Source organism: Chryseobacterium sp. ERMR1:04 (assembly GCF_001297705.1).
Classification (GTDB): Bacteria; Bacteroidota; Bacteroidia; order Flavobacteriales; family Weeksellaceae; genus Chryseobacterium.
This window is the reverse complement of sequence record NZ_LIRF01000006.1, coordinates 261,059-279,770: the sequence shown is the minus strand read 5'-3', so window position 1 is coordinate 279,770 and position 18,712 is coordinate 261,059. Positions and strand designations below refer to the sequence as shown.

The following is an 18,712-nucleotide window of genomic DNA, read 5'->3' as shown; positions in this document are numbered from 1 at the left end:
AGGCTTTTTTTATCATCTGTTCCGTCCTAAAATACATCAAAATTTAACAGAGGGAATTTTATTGTCTATATATTGTAATAATACCTCTTCCGAATTACCCGAACTGTCGTACTGTATGTGAAGGAAAAATACAATAAAAAAAACGATACTTATAAAGAACAAAGAAATATTAAACCTACCTTCAAGATAAGTTGTTTTCCCAACATTATTGGGCAATGCAGATATTATTAATATGATAAGTAATATGGCGTAAATATGATTCCAGCGAAACCAGTCTGCTCCTAAAAAATAAAGAGGACTAACCCAAAGCAAGGAAATCAAAATGAAAATTTTGAAATTCTTAAGTTGTAGAGGTAAATATTTTTTCACAAAAGTAAAAGATAGGAAAACCATAAACAATAGCTCTAGCGCAAACAAGATATACGACTTATAGGCAGCAACCATATCTTTCCTTTCCTTAACCATATCATAGGTAAAAATATTGAACTTATTAAGTTGTACCCCACGATTTTTTAAAAATACTAAGCTTTGCCCTTGATTAATTTCTCCTCCAAAAAAGAATAAGATTAAGACAACGAGTGTAGAAGCTACAAATAGACTTCCAATATATTTAAAATCTATCTTATTTGTCTTTAAAGTATAAGCAGCAATTACAAAAGGTAAATAAAAATAGAATAATTCGTGCAAGAATAACCCAATGATAAAGCCTATAAAAAGGAGATATTTCTTTAATTTACTTGGATTTCCGTAAACAAAAAAAGACAGTAAAGCTATTAAGACAATCTCTTTTCTTCCCGAATTAAAAATATTAACAGGAATAAATAAAAGGCAAAGTGGGGAGCATAATAAAATTAAAATATCCCAGTTGAGTTTTTTAGATTGAAGTAAGCGAATTATAAAATAAAAAATAAGCAGGAAAAAAAATGATTGGATTATAAAAATCTGACTCGTAAGTGGAATTTTTAAATGGTCCTGAATAAAAAATAAGATACTACCCGACAGTCCTCTTCTTTTAAATCCGCCATCCTCGTAGTTTATCAGCCAATCAGATCCTGTCCAACTAAGCTCCGGAAGATGTGATTTAACATACAACTGAGCTATTATATATGCAAAAACTATTATAAGAAACCCTATATAACCATAAAATTTAGTGTCGTTAGATATTTTTATCATATTGTATTTTTACGCTAAAACATCTCTTAACTTCAAGTTGTAATACTCCAAAATAAAATATTTTCATCAATTGGATTACTTTACAGAAAATAGATTTTTTGCATTTTCCGTCGTTATTCTATCAATCTCAGTAAAATCTTTACCATAAATATTCACCAGTTTTCCGGCAACGAGATCTAAGTAAGAACTTTCGTTTCTTTTCCCTCGGTGAGGAACAGGGGCTAAATAAGGAGAATCTGTTTCCAGAACAATTTTATCTAAAGGAATTTCGTTTAAAAACTGATCTATTTTACCATTTTTAAAGGTTACTACTCCACCGATTCCCAGAATGAAATTCAGATCGATTGCATGTTTTGCCTGCTCAAGATCACCAGAAAAGCAATGGAAAATTCCGCGAAGTTTCGGGTGTTTTTTTCTTTCTAAGACTTCAAAAGTCTCTTCAAAACTTTCTCTTGTGTGAATGACAATCGGTAAATCCATTTCAATTGCCCAATCAATTTGTTGTTCAAAAGCTTTAACCTGAATATCTAACGTTGTTTTGTCCCAATACAAATCAATACCAATTTCTCCAATCGCAGGAAAATGCCTTTGATCAAGATGGTTTTTAACAATTTCTAGTTCTTTCTCCCAAGATTCCGGCTTTACATAACAAGGATGAAGGCCCATCATAGAGAAAATCTGATTTGGATATTCAGCTTCTAATTGCAACATCTTTTCATGGGATTCAGAATCGATGGCTGGAAGATAAAACTCAGTAATTCCTTTATCTAAAGCTCTTTGAATAGCTTCTTTTCTATCTTCATCAAATTCTTCAGCGTATAAATGGGTATGTGTATCAATCATTATTTTTAAAATTTTAATAGATCTTCATAAGGATTTTCAAGGTTCATCAACAAGCCAAAAGCAGGTTCTGTTTTAATTCCCTGTTTCTTTAATTCTATTATTTTTTGTTTAAATTCTTCTCCTTTTTCTTGTAATATTTTGTATTCGGCAATCATGTGTCGGTAAGCATTTTGCGCTGTTGTTGGCTTATTTTGTCCAAAAATTTCAACAGGAAATTCGTCCAACATAAAATTTAAAACAATAGATTTTTGACCATCTATAATTAAATTCTCAACATTAACTTCAGTATCTAGAGAAATCATTTTACTAAAAGCTATATCGTCTAAAAAATCTTCTTCAAACCTAAAATCAACCTCACAAATAATATCTAAATCACTTCCTTCAATATCAATTTCAATGGGAATTGTTCCGGCTAAAATGGGTGAATAACAACTTAATATTTCGAAAATTCTATATTTTGTGAGAACTTCATACGCTCTTTTCTGCTTATCATTTCCCTCTTTTAAATAATCAATTTTTGTAAAGTCAATCATTTTAAAAATTAGAATATTTTATGTTTTACCTTTTTTCGTTGCGCTTCAATCTTTGCATTGAGTTTTTCTTTAAACTCCAGGTATTTTGGATCTTTGTCATCATTTGTTCTGTGTTCTAAAGCCTTATTAATTTTGAAATTCTCTTTAATAAAACTTTGCGTTTCACTAGAAAAGTAAGCACTTCCAAATTTTTCAAAAATATAGTTTACTGCTTGAGAACTTGGGTGAATCATATCTTCTTTATAGAAACGGTAATCGCGCAAATCATCCATTAAAATCTCATAAATTGGAAGATAATGGCAGTTTTCAAACAATACAATTGCTTCATGGATTGCGGTAATCAGTTTTGACTTACTGAGTTGATTTTCAACCATTCCATCTTTTGTATGACGAACTGGCGAAACCGTAAATAAAATCTGAACATCATCTTTGCAGATATCTTTCAAATTCAAAATCGTATTGTAAATAGAATCCGTAAGTTCCTGATGTGTCAGTAATCTCTTTTTAAAGAATTTTTGTGGAATTTTATGGCAATTGGCAACCAATTTATTCTTGGGAATAAATTCATAAATAAATGAAGTTCCGTAAGTTATAATAACCCAATTGGTATTTTGAAGAAACTGATTTCCTTCTTCAATTTTAGAATTAATCTTTTCTAAAGTCTGATGAACAAATCTGGTGTCAAAACTTGTATGATGGTCTAAAGAAATAAATTCTTCATTAAAGGTGATTAAATCCTCTTCATTATAAAACTCCGAATTATGTAGTGTTCTGATAGCATTGCTAATGGAAAACGGATTAAAAATGGTCCCAAACGGATTGTCGACTGTTTGTAACTGTCCTTGATAAAACAAATCTGACATTTCGGAAGCAAAACAAGATCCTATTGAAAATATTTTATCTTCAATTTCTATCTTTTTCTCTGATTCTTTAATATCAACTTCTGTTCTGAATTTCATTAAAATTAGTAAGTATTTCTCTCTTTAAATTTATTTTAGCATATTTTGAAACTTCCACTTTATAAGCTTTAGCTTGTAAGGATTCTGGATTCTTCTTTGAGGAAAACATTATTTCGCTCAATGCAAATTCATTCGGTTCAAAAACAGTCTTATAATCAGACATTCCCATTAAAGTTTTCTTAATGTCTTCATCCAATTCTTTTATTTCACGAACCTTTACGATAGCTATTAATTTGTCTCTATTTTCAATATCTTTTTTAATATTGGGAATGTGCAAGACATAGATATAACATAAAATCAGTAATATTAAAAACGGAATAAATATAAAATAAACAACATTCTGAGGCCCCAGCTCTATAAATAAAAATTCTGAGTCGTGAGATAGATTCCTACCTCCTTTAAAAAATCTCAATAATGAAATAGGTGTAAATAAAGGAAAACATATAACAAGAGTGCCATAACCTATCAACTTTAGAAATCTTGTTTTATTAGTTTCCAGAAGATTTATAAGATAAGTTAGCTCCTTTTCGTTAATTTTCTCAGTTTTATATTCCATATCAAGTTATGTTTTCTATCGTTTTATATCTATGGAAAATGTCCTGAAAAAATTTTTCCGTTGCTTCATTATCATATAAATAGCAATCATATACTAATATTGGAAACAAAAATGGTAAATGTTCATCTGTATATGCTTTATTTTTAACCAAATCTTTCCAATTTATGCCGAACCTTTCTTTAAAATTTTCGATAAAACCTTTTTGAACACTAAAAGCAACATTACTTCCCAAAAATTTAGGGAGGGCATTGATATAAACAGATCTGCTCAATAATTCTCTTATCTGCCTATCTTTTTTAGTGTAAGAATCAAGTAAGAAATAAACCATGAGATTAATTATCAAAACGATAGAAAACAATTTCTCAAAAGCCATATCGTAGTAATCCCTTGTAAAATATTTAGCTAAAAGATAAATAATAGAGGCCATGATAAAATATACCTTTACAGCCTGCTTCCAATACAAATCAATTTCAATAGTTCTATTCGTATCTTTAAATATATAAAAGCTTTGTATTGGTACTAATGGAATTCCTACAATAACAAATCTTGTCCCGATCCCTTGATTTTTAAATTTTCTATAGGTTCGGATTACATAATGCCCTACTATCATATTTTAACTCTCTCTTCTTAAAAGATAATTAGCCAATTCTATAAACGGCTTCTTCTTTTCTTCAGGAATATCTATTTTCTTAAGATAGCTTTGACCGATTTCGTTGTGTTTTTCGATCAAACGCAAGGCTTTTTCGTCTACTTTAGTTCTTCTGAAGATTTTTTCAACATTATAAACCTTATCGATATTATCCGTCTTTTTAGAATACCAATAATCTAGTTCTTTTCTTTCTTCGTCTGTTGCATGCTCTCTCGCCATCAAATAAAGAACCGTTTTTTTGTTCTCATAAATATCACCTGCATGTTTTTTCCCAAACTGAGCCTGATCTCCAAAGACATCCAAATAATCATCCATGATCTGGAAAGCGATACCAATATGTTTTCCGAAGTTGAAAATTGCCTTCGCGTCTTTAAAATTAGCTTTTGCAATCAGTGACCCAATCTCGAAAGAAGAGGCACTCAATACTCCTGTTTTGTATGTAATCATTCTGATGTAGTCATCAAAAGTTACGTTTTCCTGCGTCTCAAAATTGATATCATACTGCTGACCTTCACATAAAAGAAGTCCGGTGTGTGTGAAAATTCTGATACAAGCTTTAAAAATTTCAGGTTCAAGATCTTCAAAAAATTTGTAAGCCTTTAGCATCAATCCGTCTCCGGAAAGAATTCCTACGTTGATCCCGTGTAAGGTATGAATCGTAGGTTTATTTCTTCTTAAAGGCGCTTCATCCATAATATCATCATGGATCAAAGTGAAGTTATGGAAAAACTCGATGGCCAAGGCTGGTTTAATTGCTTCTTTAAGATCACCACCAAACAAGTCACAAGCCATTAAAACCATGATCGGACGAAGACGCTTTCCACCGTGGGAAATGATGTAATTCATCGGGTCATATAATTCCGTAGGTTTATCTTTAAAAGTGTACTTCGTAATGGCGTCATCAACAATTTGTTGGTATCTGTTTAAAAATTCCATAAAATCCTATAATTTCAACAAAAATACAATTTTTCAAGGCTTTATAAAACAAAAAACTTTGCCCAAATGGACAAAGTTTATGATTGTTATTTAAATTTCTATTTTAAGTTAAAAATGTAACCAAAAGATAAGTAAGTCCGGCAACAATTGCTGAAATAGGAATTGTTAATACCCAAGCCCAAAGTAAGCTTACTGTGATACCCCATCTTACTGCTGAAATTCTTTTTGTTAATCCAACCCCAATGATAGACCCCGTAATTGTATGTGTTGTAGATACCGGAATACCAAAATGGTCTGTAATAAATAAAGTAATTGCTCCTGCTGTTTCAGCACTTACGCCTTCTAATGAAGTTACTTTTGTAATTTTAGTCCCCATTGTTTTAATGATCTTCCAACCACCACTCATTGTACCCAATGCAATTGCGATGAAAGAAACCAAAGGAACCCAAATATAGTGTTGTGCAAAATAATCGAAACGTCCCGCAGATGGAATATTAAGATAAACAGGATCCTGAAGCATATTTACGTGATAATAGATCATCGCAGCTCCAATAATACCCATTACTTTCTGTGCATCATTCAAACCATGTCCTAAACTGAACAAAGCCGAAGATACCAACTGTAATCTCTTAAATGACTGATCTGCTTTGTGTGGATTTGATCTTTTATAAAGGTGAACAATGATTAAAGTGATAATGATTGAAATAATCATCCCAATAATCGGAGCCATAAAAATGAATAAGAAAATAGGAATTACTTTATCAAATTTAACAACACTTTGTGTCGTTACCTGATAAGCAGCTGCCTTAAATGTTTCCCACATTCCCAATTCAGGGTGAGCAGATACCACTTCATGATAATCCATTGTAAAAGCATGCATTAGAGCCGCTCCTAAAAACCCACCAATTAAGGTGTGTGATGATGATGAGGGAATCCCAAACCACCAAGTTAATAGATTCCAAGCTATCGCAGCGATAAGTCCTGAAAATATAACTTCTAAAGTAATAAAGTTTTCGTTAACCGTTTTGGCAATCGTGTTACCAATTTTAAATTCTCCAATAATGTAAGCGGCGATAAAGAAAGCTGCAAAATTCCAGAGTGCTGCCCAAAGTACAGCTTGGAATGGAGTTAAAACTTTTGTAGAAACAATAGTCGCAATTGAATTGGCCGCATCATGAAAACCATTGATATAATCGAAAATTAAAGCCAGCGCAATAATAACTACAAGTAAAATCGGAAATTCCATTTTTGTTATATTGTTTAGGCGTATTTAATCATGATGTTCTCAATAGTATTGGCAACATCTTCTGCCTTATCGGTTACTATTTCAAGATAATTAAGTACAGATGAAACTTTGATAATATTGATAGCGTCGTTTGTTTCAAACAATTCTACCATAGAATTAGAAAGAAGGTCATCTGCAATATTTTCAATAGAATTTACCTTAATACAAGCTTCTTTTACCTGCTCCATATTTTTAAACCCTTTAAGGTTTTTCATTGCATTCTGGATTTCCAGACAAGCTTTGTGGATCAATAAAGAGAAATCTGAATAAGCCTTCAATTCAGGAGACTTATAAAGGAAGATATATTTTGTAGAAGCATAGATGTAATCTGCGATATCATCTAAACCTGTAGCCAACGTGTGAATATCTTCACGATCAAAAGGAGTGATAAAGTTTTTACCTAGTTCTATAAAGATCTCGTGAGTAAGCTCATCATTTTTGTGCTCATAGTCACTCATTTTCTTCAACATAGAATCGTCATTAAGATCGAAATCTTTGATACCAGTATTGAATTCTTCAGACATTTCAACTAGGTTTTCTGTTACTTTTTCGAAAAGCACAAAAAAGATTTTGTCTTTTGGTTGAAAAGCGTGGAAAATATTACCAATTCCCATTTTTTAGTATTTATAATTTTGTGCAAATTTCCTAAAAAAGGACCTGACCTGAAACAATCCGACGTTAAGTTTTGTTAACATTAGCTTATCCCCTGATTATTAAACAAAAAAACCGGCTGTAATGCCGGTTTTATATAGTTTAGAATGAGTATTAATTCGCCTCTTCAGCTCTCATATCTTTTCCTTTGAATTTCATTGATGCAATATTATTCAAAAGCTCTCCTTTAAATGATTTTTCGATTTCAAAGAAAGAGAATTTCTCTAAAATTTCGATATCACCAATTTCAGCTCTTTTCTTACTTCCCTCTGCAGGGGTAGTTGCTTTGTTGATAATGTCTAAAACATCTAATTTTTTCAATTGGTCTTTCTTCCCTAAGTTGAAGAAGAATCTTACCATATCTTCATTCTTTCTCCTAGGTTTTCCACTGCGCTCTCTTCCTCCTCTGTCTCTATCTCCACTTCTGTTGTCGCGGTCTCTTCCTCTGTCTCTGTCTCTGTCTCTGTCTCTATCACGACCTCTATCTCTGTCTCTTCTAGGATAGTCATCATCTCTAGAGCTGAATTTCTGCTCAACAAGATCATGTTTATCTTTGTAGTACAATGCAAGATCTTTCAATTGGAACTGCAATAATTTGTGTACCAATTCTTCTTTTGTGAAAGCGCTTAGATCTGGAATTAAGCTATCATCAAATTCAAATACATCTTCGTGCTCTGTCAATAACTTTTCGAAAACTCCTCCAACCTGAGCCTTGATAACCTCTGCTCCTGTTGGGATAATTTTTTCAACGATATCAATTTTCGTCGTAGATTTAATTTGCTTTAATTTTCTGCTTTCTTCAGGCTTGATCAAAGAAATTGAAATTCCATCTTTTCCTGCTCTTCCTGTTCTTCCACTTCTGTGAACGAATACTTCAGGATCATCAGGTAAAGAATAATGAATAACGTGAGTCAATGAATCTACATCCAATCCTCTAGCCGCAACGTCTGTTGCTACCAAAATATCGATGTTTTTCAATCTGAATTTCTTCATTACAGTATCTCTCTGCGCTTGAGAAAGATCTCCGTGAAGAGCATCAGCTGCATAACCATTCTGCATTAAGAAATCAGCAACCTCCTGAGTTTCCATTCTCGTTCTACAGAACAAAATTGAATACTGGTTAGGGTTTGCGTCAATTAATCTTTTAAGAGCTTCTTTTTTGTTACGGTACCCAACAACATAGTATTCGTGCTTAATGTTCTTTTTAACTTCGTTAATAGAACCTACAGAAATACGGTGTGGTTTTGTAAGATAATTTTTAGAAATTCTTTCCACTTCTTTATTCATCGTTGCAGAGAATAAGAAAGTTTGTTTTGTTTCAGGAGTTTCTCTTAAAATTGTTTCCAATTCATCTTTGAAACCCATTGAAAGCATTTCATCAGCTTCGTCTAAAACTAACCAATGAATAGCAGAAAAGTCTAATGCTTTTCTGTTGATAAGGTCGATAACTCTTCCTGGAGTACCTACAATAATTTGTGGCTTATCCTTTAGAGATCTAATTTGGTCCATAATACTGCTTCCACCATAAACTGCTGTAGTTTTGATGTCTTTCATGTACTTAGAGTAATTTTTTATGTCTTTAGAAATCTGAAGACATAGTTCTCGTGTCGGGCAAAGCACCAAAAATTGGATTTTGCGACTCGTATCGTCAATCATATCCAAAATCGGAAGCGAAAACGCTGCTGTTTTGCCTGTCCCTGTTTGCGCAAGTGCGATCAAATCGCGAATATCTGAAAGAATAAAAGGGATAGTCTGTTTTTGGATTTCTGTTGGGCTTTCATAACCCAGTTCGCCAACTGCCTTAAGAATGTCAGGACTTAAATTGGACTCCGTAAATAAATTCATTAAATATTATAAAATTTCTGCAAATATACAATTAATATTTGACTTTATTTTGAACAAAGTGTTAAATAAGCAATCTTAATTTCAGAATTCTTTAATATTTTTTTAATTTTTAAAAAATTAAACGCAAAAAAACACTCTCTCTGTTAAATACTCGTTAAATATTGTTTTTTTTTGTTAAATTGGATTGATTTTTTCAGTGTTATTTATGAATTTTCAAAAATAAAACCATGAAACTTAAATTTTTCTTTTTGATATTTCTGTTTAAAATCATTGACGTATCTGCTCAAACACAGGCCTATCCTAGTAATTGGACATTAGAAAACTGTATTGAATACGCAAAAGAAAATAATATCTCGATCAATTCTTTGAGGCTTTCTAAAAATTCAGCAGAACAAGATCTTCTCCAAGCCAAAGAAGCCAAGTACCCTAGCCTTAACGGAACGGTTTCCCAAGGACTTTTTGCGATAAACGGAAGCAATGGACTCAACATAAATGGAGCGCCCTCTCAAAGCATCGGTGCAAATTCTTCTATGACACTGTATCACGCCAATTATATTAAAAACAATGAAATTTCTAAAAATCTGAATGTTCAAATGTCTGACCTTTCCGTTCAGGAAGCAGAAAATAATATTACACTGTCCATAACTCAAGCCTATCTGAATATTCTCATGTCTCAGGAAAATATTGTTTCTCTTGAAAGTATCCTGACCACTACTAAAACCCAATTAAAACAAGGAGACCAGTTTTATAAAGCCGGAAATATTTCAAAATTAAACTTTTTACAAATCCAGGCGCAAGTGGCACAAGATGAATATAATTTAATTTCCTCTCAAAATAGTTTAAAAACAAATATTGTTAACCTCAAACAATTGCTGCAACTCCCCTCTTCTTATGATTTTCAGATTGAAAAACCTGACAATATTATCGTAGATGAGAATTTAAAACCTTTACAAGATGTTCAGAACTCCGCTCAAAATGAACGTCCGGAAGTAAAATATGGTGAATTGAATCTGGAAAATTCAAATACCAATTTAAAAATGGCTCAGGCGTCCATTCAGCCGACTTTAAGTGTGGTGGGAAATATTTCAACTAATTATTCCACCGGAAACGGAAATTATTTTAATCAATTGGGAAATAACTTTTATCTACCGATCGGATTAAGTCTTGGAATTCCGATTTATAACAACAGAATCTATAAAACAGAAGTTGAAAAATCTAAAATCGCTATAGAACAGGCTAATTTGGATTTAAAAAACACAAAGACCGTTCTTAATCAACAAATTGAACAATCTTATATCAGTCTGCAAAATTCTATTTCTCAGTATGACTCTGCTTTAAAACAAATGAATATCAATAAAGAAACCTATGATATTGTTAATGCTCAGATGAAACTCGGAAGCATAGATTATGTACAATTACAGCAACAAAGATTAGTATATATCCAAACGATTCAAAATTATCTACAGGCAAAATATTCTGCCGTTCTTAATAAACAGATTTACGAATTCTACGCAGGTAACCCTATAACTATTAAGTAACTATGAAAGCAAAAAATAAAAAATGGTGGCTCTGGCTCATTGGCGGCATCATCGTTATTGCAGGAATTTGGTATTTTTTCATCAAAGAAGAACAGGTGAAAATTCAGCTCGAAACAACAAAACCCGAGATGGGTGAAATTTCAAATTCTATTACGGCTACAGGAACTGTTCAGCCCGTAGATACGGTTGCTGTGGGAACCCAGGTTTCTGGAATCATTAAAAACCTTTACGTTGATTTTAATTCAACGGTAAAAAAAGGACAGCTTTTAGCAACTTTAGATCCCGACTTGTTACAATATCAGACCGAACAGATTACTGCTAATTTGCAAAATGCTAAAAGTAATTTGGCATATAATGAAATCAATATCAACCGTCAGTCACAGCTTTACAAAGTAGGCGCGATAAGCAAAGCTGATTACGATAATGCCCAGAACCAATACAATGTAGCCAAAGCACAGGTAAATTCGGTAAAAGCACAACTTTCGACAGCTAATAAAAACCTATCATTGACCAATATCTATTCACCAATCGATGGAACAGTTCTGAACAGAAGTGTAAGTGAAGGACAAACGGTTGCCTCAAGTTTTAGCACCCCTACTCTTTTCAGTATTGCAAAAGATTTAACAAAAATGCAGGTTCGTGCCTCTGTAGATGAAGCTGATATTGGCAATATCAAAGTTGGTCAAAAAGCAACCTTTACTGTAGATGCTTTTCCTGAGGAAACTTTTAAGGGACAAGTCTCTGAGGTTCGTCTTCATCCCACCGTTTCTTCCAATGTGGTAAACTACACCACGATTATCAATGCAGATAATTCAAGTTTAAAATTAAAACCGGGAATGACCGCCAATATTACCATCTATACTGTTGTTTTAGAAAATATCATGAAAATTCCGGTGGCAGCAACCAGCTTTAAACCGGATAGCCTTGTTGCTGAAAAATATAAAATCAATTCTCCTTTTGCCAAAGGTAAAAAAGAAGGACATCAACAGAAAAAGGGCAAACAAAACAAGACGGATAAAAACGGAGCCGGCGTATGGGTTATTGGAAAAGACAGTGTGATAACCCGTAAAAAAATAAAAATAGGTATGGATAATGATACGGAAGTGCAAGTTATTTCAGGATTAACCACAAACGACAATATTATTACCGGATATAAAAATCTATCTAAAAAATCTTCAGGAGGTGCTGCAAAAAGTCCATTTATGCCTCAACGATCAGGAGGCGGAAACAAAAATAGCGGCGGTGGTGGCGGACCAAGATAGATTTATAATTAAAAAGTAAAGATCATGACAACAAAAATCCTTGAAATAACAGATCTTAAAAGAGATTTCAAAATGGGTGAAGAAACCGTACACGCTTTAAAAGGAGTTACTTTTTCTGTGGAACGTGGCGAGTTTGTTACCATTATGGGAAGCAGTGGTTCCGGAAAATCTACGTTGCTTAATATTTTAGGATGTCTTGATAAACCTACGAGTGGCGATTATAGTTTAGACGGGGTTAATATTAAAAACCTTGACCGTGATGAATTAGCCGTTCTTAGAAATCAAAAAATTGGTTTTGTCTTTCAATCGTATAATCTTCTGGCCAGAACTTCAGCAAAAGAAAATGTAGAATTGCCGTTGCTTTATAACTCAAAAGTATCCACTGATGAAAGAAATGAACGCTCTTTAAAAGCGTTAGCTGCCGTAAAATTAGAAAATAGAGTCGACCATCTTCCCAATCAAATGTCGGGTGGTCAACAACAAAGAGTTGCGATTGCCAGAGCGCTAGTCAATGAACCTGTTATGATTCTTGCGGATGAAGCAACGGGAAACCTGGACACCAGAACCTCTTACGAAATTATGGCACTCATGCAGGATCTCAACCAACAGGGAAGAACAATTGTTTTTGTGACCCATGAACCCGACATTGCTATGTTCAGCGGAAGAACTGTTACTTTAAGAGACGGGAAAGTGATAAATTGTTTTTGTGACCCATGAACCCGACATTGCTATGTTCAGCGGAAGAACTGTTACTTTAAGAGACGGGAAAGTGATAAAAGATATCAAAAATGAAAACGTAAAATCAGCAAAAGAAGCTTTAGAAAACTTGCCGACTAATGACGATTACAAATAGTTTAGCCTAAAAAAACGATACAAAATGAATCTTTCTAACCTCTTCAGAATTGCCTGGAAAGCACTTTTAAGAAATAAGCTTCGTGCATTTCTTACCATGCTTGGGATCATCATTGGTGTAGCCTCCGTTATTGCTATGACAGCCATTGGGGAAGGTTCTAAAAAAAGTATCAGCGACCAGCTTTCGTCAATGGGCTCTAATATGATCACCATTCGTCCAACGAGTAACGTGAACGTTTCAGGAGGTGCCAGAATTGGAGCTGCCGGACTCCAAACGCTAAAAGCACAAGATGCAGATGCTATTGCCAACGGAGCTCCTGATATTTCCTATGTTTCACCTGCCGTTCAGACGAACGGACAGTCTATCAACGGGGCTAATAACTGGCCAACACAACTTCAGGGAGTGAACGTAGATTACTTTAGCATAAGAGACTGGAATGTTTCAAATGGTACTCTTTTTACCCAAAAAGATGTGACTTCTTCTAATAAAGTCTGTCTTCTTGGGCAAACCGTGGTCACTAATTTATATCCAAGCGGTGGAAATCCTATCGGAACCATTATTAGATTCAATAAAGTTCCGATGAAAGTAATTGGTGTATTAGCAGCAAAAGGCTCCAATGCTTTTGGTCAGGATCAGGACGATGTGATTATTGCTCCTTTTAACACAGTACAGAGACGATTCTTAGGCATAACTTATGTGCAAACCATTTACGCTTCATCCACCAATGAAAATACATCACAACAAGCAACCGATGAAGTCTCAGAAATTTTGAGAAAGCAACATAAGCTTCCGTTGGACGGAAACAACGATGATTTTTCTGTAAGAACCCAAGCAGAACTGATCTCTACCATGAGCTCTACAAGCCAGCTTCTAACTGTTCTTTTATCCGCAATAGCAGGAATTTCTCTTATTGTGGGAGGAATAGGAATTATGAATATTATGTATGTTTCCGTTACAGAAAGAACCAAAGAAATAGGCCTAAGAATGTCTATTGGCGCACGAGGAAAAGACATTCTGTATCAGTTTCTTATAGAAGCTATTCTTATCAGTATAACGGGTGGCGTTTTAGGAGTCATTTTAGGGGTTTTAGTTTCAGAATTGGTGACTATTTTTCTTTCATGGCCAACGTTTATTACAGAATCTTCGATTATTATTTCTTTTATTGTCTGTGCCATTACAGGCGTCTTTTTTGGGTATTATCCAGCCTTAAAAGCTTCAAAATTGGACCCGATCGAAGCATTGCGATATGAATAGTTTTAGCTAAATTTGAGGTAAAATAAAAAAACATGTCGGCTACCATTTCTACAAAAACCTTTGATTTCTTAAAAAAACTGACCAAAAACAACAATCGTGAATGGTTCAATGAAAATAAAAATCTGTATACAGAATCTCAGGGAAATATGATTGCTTTTCTTGAAGATCTTATCAACGAAATGGGAGAATTTGATCAAGACCTAGCCAAACTTGATGCTAAAAAAGCACTATTCAGAATTTATAGAGATACGAGATTTTCAAAAGACAAAATCCCCTATAAAACCAATTTCGGAGCTTCTCTAGGAATGGGAAAAGGCAGCCAGAAAGGTGGATATTACCTTCATACAGAACCCGGAAAATCATTTTTAGCAGGCGGAATTTATATGCCTGAATCTTCTGTTTTAAAAGATGTAAGAAAAGAGATTTCATTATATGGAGACGATTTCCTAAAAATTATCAACAATAAAGATTTCAAAAAATATTTTCCTGAATTAGATCAAGCCGACAAATTGAAAAAAGTTCCCCAAGGTTTTGAAAAAGAAGATCCAATGGGCGAATTGCTAAAACTAAAAAGCTTTATTGTAGTTTATAATTTAAAAGATGAAGAAGTATTGGATAAAAGTGCGGTAAAAAACATGACTGAAATTTTTAAAGTCATGAAACCTTTTAATGATTTTCTGAATACACCGTTTCAATAAATCCCGCCCATTTTTTATGCTGTAAAAAATTAAACTGCTATAATTACACTTTTACAGCTAATCTCTTATTTAAAAAACACTCTTACGTTTATAACTAACAGTCAATTAATTACAATTAAACAAAATTAACATCAGTTTCACATTTTTATGTACCTTTGCGGTTCGTCAAAAAACTACCGATGTCTTTATACCAAAAAATTGCAGAGAAACTACAGTATATTAGTCCGAATTTTTATAAAAAAAGATATTTTAAGACCTTAAACCATCTTAATAAAGATAATTTTTCAGCACGTAATGTAGAACCAGAATTGGTCTGGATCAAAGAATATTTACCCAAATCAGCAGTAATTTTAGACATTGGTGCCAACGTTGGAACGTTTCTTTATCAGCTGGAAAACAAGCTCAACCACGATCAGATCTACGCTTTTGAACCCAATAAGAAATTATATACCCGTTTAAAAAGATTATTTCCTACCATGAGGGTTCTTCCTTTGGCTCTTTCAGACGAGAATACGACTGCAGAGTTTAAAGTTCCTATTATCAATGGTAAAATGATTGCGTCAAGAGGAACGCTTAATACTTCCTACAAGGAAAAAGGCGAGAAAAAAAGCTATACTGAAAAAGTAAAAGTCATTAAACTAGACGATTGGGCGGCAATAGAACATTTTAACAGACTCGATTTCATCAAGATAGATGTTGAAGGTAACGAGATGAAAACACTGAATGGAGCAAAAACTATTATTCAGCAGTTTTTGCCAACATTAATGGTTGAAATGGAACAAAGACACCATGACAGCCCTATTTGGAAAGACATTGCCGAAGTGGAAACTTGGGGATATGAAGCAAAATATCTGAACAGACATACCTTTGAGCTTGAGAAACTCACAGAAGAAATTTTGATACAAAATACCAACGACGAAAAAAATAAAACAGAGTACATCAACAACATTATTTTCATACCCAAGAACCTTTAAAATATCATTATGAGCGTAGTAGCAAGGCAAGGCTTCAAATATTCCATTATCGGTTATATTGGTTTTTTGTTAGGTACAATTTCTGCAATTTTCATTTTCCCTTATGATTTTGAATTTTACGGAAAATTGCGCTACATCCTTCCTGCCGCTGAAATGCTGGTTCCTTTTGTTGTTCTTGGAATTTCTTATTCGAATGTGAAATTTTTTCACACCGTAGAAAAAGACGGCAAGAAACAGAATATGCTTTCGCTATCATTGCTTACTGTTTTTATTAATTTCCTCGCATTCAGTATAATATTTTTTATCATCCCTTATTTTTATCCAAAATTCAGATTTTCGGAAGCCTGGAAGAATAAAGAAATGATTCTTCCGCTGATCTTAATTCTCTCGTTTTGCGCCATTTTTAATAAGTATACCTCGAATTATAAAAGAATTGTTGTATCCAATATATTTGATAACATCTTCCCGAAAATAGCTAATCTAGGAGCCTTTTGCTTGTTTTTCTATTTTGCGCTGTCTCAGAAAATAGCTTTTGCTTTCTTTTTTGGGATCTTTACTTTAATGCTTTTCGGATATATTTATTACACCAATAAATTAGAAAAAATACAACTTGATTTCAGTACGGACTATTTTAAGAAAAATGGTTTCTGGAAAGAGTTTTTCAACTACAGTTTTTTCGGATTTCTAGGAACATTCGGTAATTATCTAGCCATCAACAGCTTTATGATTGGTGAATATTTAGGAATGGAAGAAGTGGGAATTTACTCGGTTTTATACGCCTTGATTTCTTTGATTTCTATTCCGCAATTGGGATTATTTAATATTTCTGCACCCATCATCAACAAAACATTGGCAGACGGAGATATGGAAGAACTGGACAGATTTCACAAAAAGACGTCTTTATCTTTATATTTTTTAGGGGCCGTTTTATTCTCATGCATCATGGTAGGATTTCCTTTTCTAACGCAATTCATGCCTAAAAACGGAACAATGCTAAGAGAATATGAACCGGTAGTTTGGATCTGGGGTTCAGCAGTTTTAGTAGACCTCGCAACAGGATTCAACGGGAATATTATTTCATTGTCTAAATATTACCGCTTCAATATTTTGGTAATGCTTTTATTGGCAGGGTTAACGATTAGTTTAAACTTTTATTTCATCAAAAACACAGACCTTAAGTTGATAGGAATTGCCTTATCTACAGCGATTTCATTAACAACTTACAACGTTATTAAAATCATATTCAATTATGTTGTTTTCAAGGTTTCTCCTTTAACCATCGAGATGATCTTTGTATCAATTATCTGTACGTTAGCAATAACTGTGGCTATTGTATTGCCTACTTTTGATAATAATTTAATCAACTTAATCTATAAGCCATCTGTTGTTTTGATATTAATTTATATCGGAAACTATTTCACGAAAATATTTCCTGTAGAAAATTATTTGAATGTAAAATTTATTAAAAGTATTTTAAAAATTAAGTAGTCATTAATTGATGTAAAACCTTTTCTAGTTTTTCCTGAACTGATTTCTTATTATACTCTTTTTGAAAATTAAAACCACTGTTTTTTAACGCCTTAAACTGTTCGATTACAGGATCGTTCTCAGGAATAATACAATCTAATTTGGAGCGATAATTCTTAGGGAAAACAGCCAGTTTTCCATACTTAATCGCATCACCAAGATTACCCGTCATTTTTGTTGTTCCGTAGATTTCTTTTTGGCTGAAAAATTCAGTTTCCTGCTGAATCGGGCACCATAAAACATCTCCTTCATTCATCCATTTTTCAAAATCAAGTTGAGAAATTCTTTCTGAAAAGTAGGTGATGTTGATATATTCTAAAGACTTTTCTAAGTCCATTATTTCTTGTAATTCTTTTCCGTCAGCTTTTCCTAAAAATATAAATTCAATTAATTTGCTTCCAAGATTCGAACCTTTTTTCAGTTCATTTTCCCATTTTCTTATGTCCGAAAACACCCTTTTATAATCTCTTCTCATTTGAGAAACACCTCCGGGAATAACAACTTTCAATATATTATTTTCTGAATGATGCCCATTTTTAGTATAAAACAGAGGAAGAAATGTATACTGTTCAGAAGCTAATTCCTGATCTAAAACCAATAGATTTTTCGCTTTTTTATATACTTTAGGAGCATAAAAAAGCCCTTCTTTCCACCATAATTTCAATCGGTAAATTACATCTTTTTTAAAGACATTTTTTATTAAATCAGATTTTGAAATTGTGGTAAAATTAATATTATGAACAACAATTGCCGTATTAAATCTCTCAGTAATAGCTTGAAATGTATTGAAATAGCGATGAACAGTTCCGATAATAATCAGGTCATATTTTTTAATTTTCAGCTGATCTATAATCATTGAACTGTCTGACAAAAATACATTCTCCTTCGATTCTTTTATCTGACTTTTAATTTTTTGAGAAAAATAATAATCCACTTCAAATTCATGGGAATCTTGCATGATTTCAATAAAATCCTGAGCAATTTCTGCGTGAGTGTCTATTTCTATGTAGGCTATTTTTTTCACTGTAGGTTTGGGCGGAAGCCCATTGATTTTTACTTACTATTTTAAACGGGCTAAAGCCCGTTCCTATTGATATTTTTAATATGAAAAATTCGTAAAAACATTTAACAGCAATTTCATATACATTTTCTTTGTCATGCTGGAAGCATCTCTAC

19 protein-coding genes are annotated in these 18,712 nt (G+C 33.1%); 8 read left to right on the top strand and 11 right to left on the bottom strand.

All coding sequences use genetic code 11. The annotated features are described in order from the left end of the window. Positions 1 to 36: 36 nt before the first annotated feature. From AMQ68_RS14550 to AMQ68_RS14505, 10 genes are all read right to left on the bottom strand, one after another. Complete coding sequence (locus tag AMQ68_RS14550; RefSeq protein WP_054511351.1) at positions 37 to 1,173, bottom strand: hypothetical protein; 1,137 nt, start codon at positions 1,171 to 1,173, stop codon at positions 37 to 39. A gap of 75 nt (positions 1,174 to 1,248) precedes the next feature. Further along, a complete protein-coding gene (locus AMQ68_RS14545; protein ID WP_054511350.1) occupies positions 1,249 to 2,016 on the bottom strand; it encodes a TatD family hydrolase in 768 nt (255 codons plus the stop codon). 5 nt (positions 2,017 to 2,021) lie between these two features. Continuing rightward, positions 2,022 to 2,549, bottom strand: a complete 528-nt coding sequence (locus tag AMQ68_RS14540) for a DUF4269 domain-containing protein (RefSeq protein ID WP_054511349.1) — start codon at positions 2,547 to 2,549, stop codon at positions 2,022 to 2,024. Positions 2,550 to 2,557: 8 nt separating this feature from the next. Continuing rightward, entirely contained in the window at positions 2,558 to 3,508 is a 951-nt protein-coding gene (locus AMQ68_RS14535; protein WP_054511348.1) for a GSCFA domain-containing protein, read from the bottom strand. Continuing rightward, positions 3,486 to 4,064: a hypothetical protein gene (locus tag AMQ68_RS14530; RefSeq protein ID WP_054511347.1), complete on the bottom strand. Its 579-nt coding sequence runs from the start codon at positions 4,062 to 4,064 to the stop codon at positions 3,486 to 3,488. The genes AMQ68_RS14535 and AMQ68_RS14530 overlap by 23 nt, the downstream gene beginning before the upstream one ends. A 1-nt stretch (position 4,065) precedes the next feature. Continuing rightward, entirely contained in the window at positions 4,066 to 4,674 is a 609-nt protein-coding gene (locus AMQ68_RS14525) for a hypothetical protein (RefSeq protein ID WP_054511346.1), read from the bottom strand. Positions 4,675 to 4,677: 3 nt separating this feature from the next. Then, positions 4,678 to 5,649 (bottom strand): polyprenyl synthetase family protein, encoded by a 972-nt coding sequence (locus AMQ68_RS14520; protein ID WP_054511345.1) that lies wholly within the window; start codon positions 5,647 to 5,649, stop codon positions 4,678 to 4,680. 103 nt (positions 5,650 to 5,752) lie between these two features. Further along, a complete protein-coding gene (locus AMQ68_RS14515; RefSeq protein ID WP_054511344.1) occupies positions 5,753 to 6,895 on the bottom strand; it encodes an inorganic phosphate transporter in 1,143 nt (380 codons plus the stop codon). A gap of 14 nt (positions 6,896 to 6,909) precedes the next feature. After that, on the bottom strand, positions 6,910 to 7,548 hold the full coding sequence (locus AMQ68_RS14510) for a DUF47 domain-containing protein (RefSeq protein ID WP_054511343.1): 639 nt from the start codon (positions 7,546 to 7,548) through the stop codon (positions 6,910 to 6,912). Between the two features lie 151 nt (positions 7,549 to 7,699). After that, positions 7,700 to 9,430, bottom strand: a complete 1,731-nt coding sequence (locus AMQ68_RS14505) for a DEAD/DEAH box helicase (RefSeq protein ID WP_054511342.1) — start codon at positions 9,428 to 9,430, stop codon at positions 7,700 to 7,702. A gap of 227 nt (positions 9,431 to 9,657) precedes the next feature. Here AMQ68_RS14505 and AMQ68_RS14500 point away from each other — a divergent pair, with 227 nt between their 5' ends. From AMQ68_RS14500 to AMQ68_RS14470, 8 genes are all read left to right on the top strand, one after another. Then, positions 9,658 to 10,968, top strand: coding sequence for a TolC family protein (locus AMQ68_RS14500; RefSeq protein WP_054511341.1), 1,311 nt, complete (start codon positions 9,658 to 9,660; stop codon positions 10,966 to 10,968). A gap of 2 nt (positions 10,969 to 10,970) precedes the next feature. After that, the gene (locus AMQ68_RS14495; protein WP_054511340.1) at positions 10,971 to 12,230 is read left to right on the top strand and encodes an efflux RND transporter periplasmic adaptor subunit; all 1,260 of its coding nucleotides are present in this window, start codon (positions 10,971 to 10,973) and stop codon (positions 12,228 to 12,230) included. Between the two features lie 24 nt (positions 12,231 to 12,254). Beyond that, complete coding sequence (locus AMQ68_RS14490; protein ID WP_054511339.1) at positions 12,255 to 12,947, top strand: ABC transporter ATP-binding protein; 693 nt, start codon at positions 12,255 to 12,257, stop codon at positions 12,945 to 12,947. Then, on the top strand, positions 12,937 to 13,083 hold the full coding sequence (locus AMQ68_RS25110) for a hypothetical protein (RefSeq protein WP_241775137.1): 147 nt from the start codon (positions 12,937 to 12,939) through the stop codon (positions 13,081 to 13,083). The genes AMQ68_RS14490 and AMQ68_RS25110 overlap by 11 nt, the downstream gene beginning before the upstream one ends. A gap of 24 nt (positions 13,084 to 13,107) precedes the next feature. Continuing rightward, positions 13,108 to 14,337, top strand: a complete 1,230-nt coding sequence (locus AMQ68_RS14485; protein WP_054511338.1) for an ABC transporter permease — start codon at positions 13,108 to 13,110, stop codon at positions 14,335 to 14,337. 32 nt (positions 14,338 to 14,369) lie between these two features. After that, positions 14,370 to 15,035, top strand: a complete 666-nt coding sequence (locus tag AMQ68_RS14480) for a DUF2461 domain-containing protein (RefSeq protein WP_054511337.1) — start codon at positions 14,370 to 14,372, stop codon at positions 15,033 to 15,035. A 179-nt stretch (positions 15,036 to 15,214) separates the two neighbouring features. Beyond that, positions 15,215 to 16,009, top strand: a complete 795-nt coding sequence (locus AMQ68_RS14475; protein ID WP_054511336.1) for an FkbM family methyltransferase — start codon at positions 15,215 to 15,217, stop codon at positions 16,007 to 16,009. 9 nt (positions 16,010 to 16,018) lie between these two features. Beyond that, positions 16,019 to 17,497 carry a lipopolysaccharide biosynthesis protein gene (locus AMQ68_RS14470; RefSeq protein ID WP_054511335.1) on the top strand — a complete coding sequence of 493 codons (1,479 nt, stop codon included), beginning with the start codon at positions 16,019 to 16,021 and terminating at the stop codon, positions 17,495 to 17,497. On the opposite strand, the gene AMQ68_RS14465 is transcribed toward AMQ68_RS14470, so the two are convergent. Beyond that, complete coding sequence (locus AMQ68_RS14465) at positions 17,490 to 18,560, bottom strand: hypothetical protein (protein ID WP_054511334.1); 1,071 nt, start codon at positions 18,558 to 18,560, stop codon at positions 17,490 to 17,492. The two genes, AMQ68_RS14470 and AMQ68_RS14465, sit on opposite strands and share 8 nt — an antisense overlap. Positions 18,561 to 18,712 lie beyond the last annotated feature (152 nt).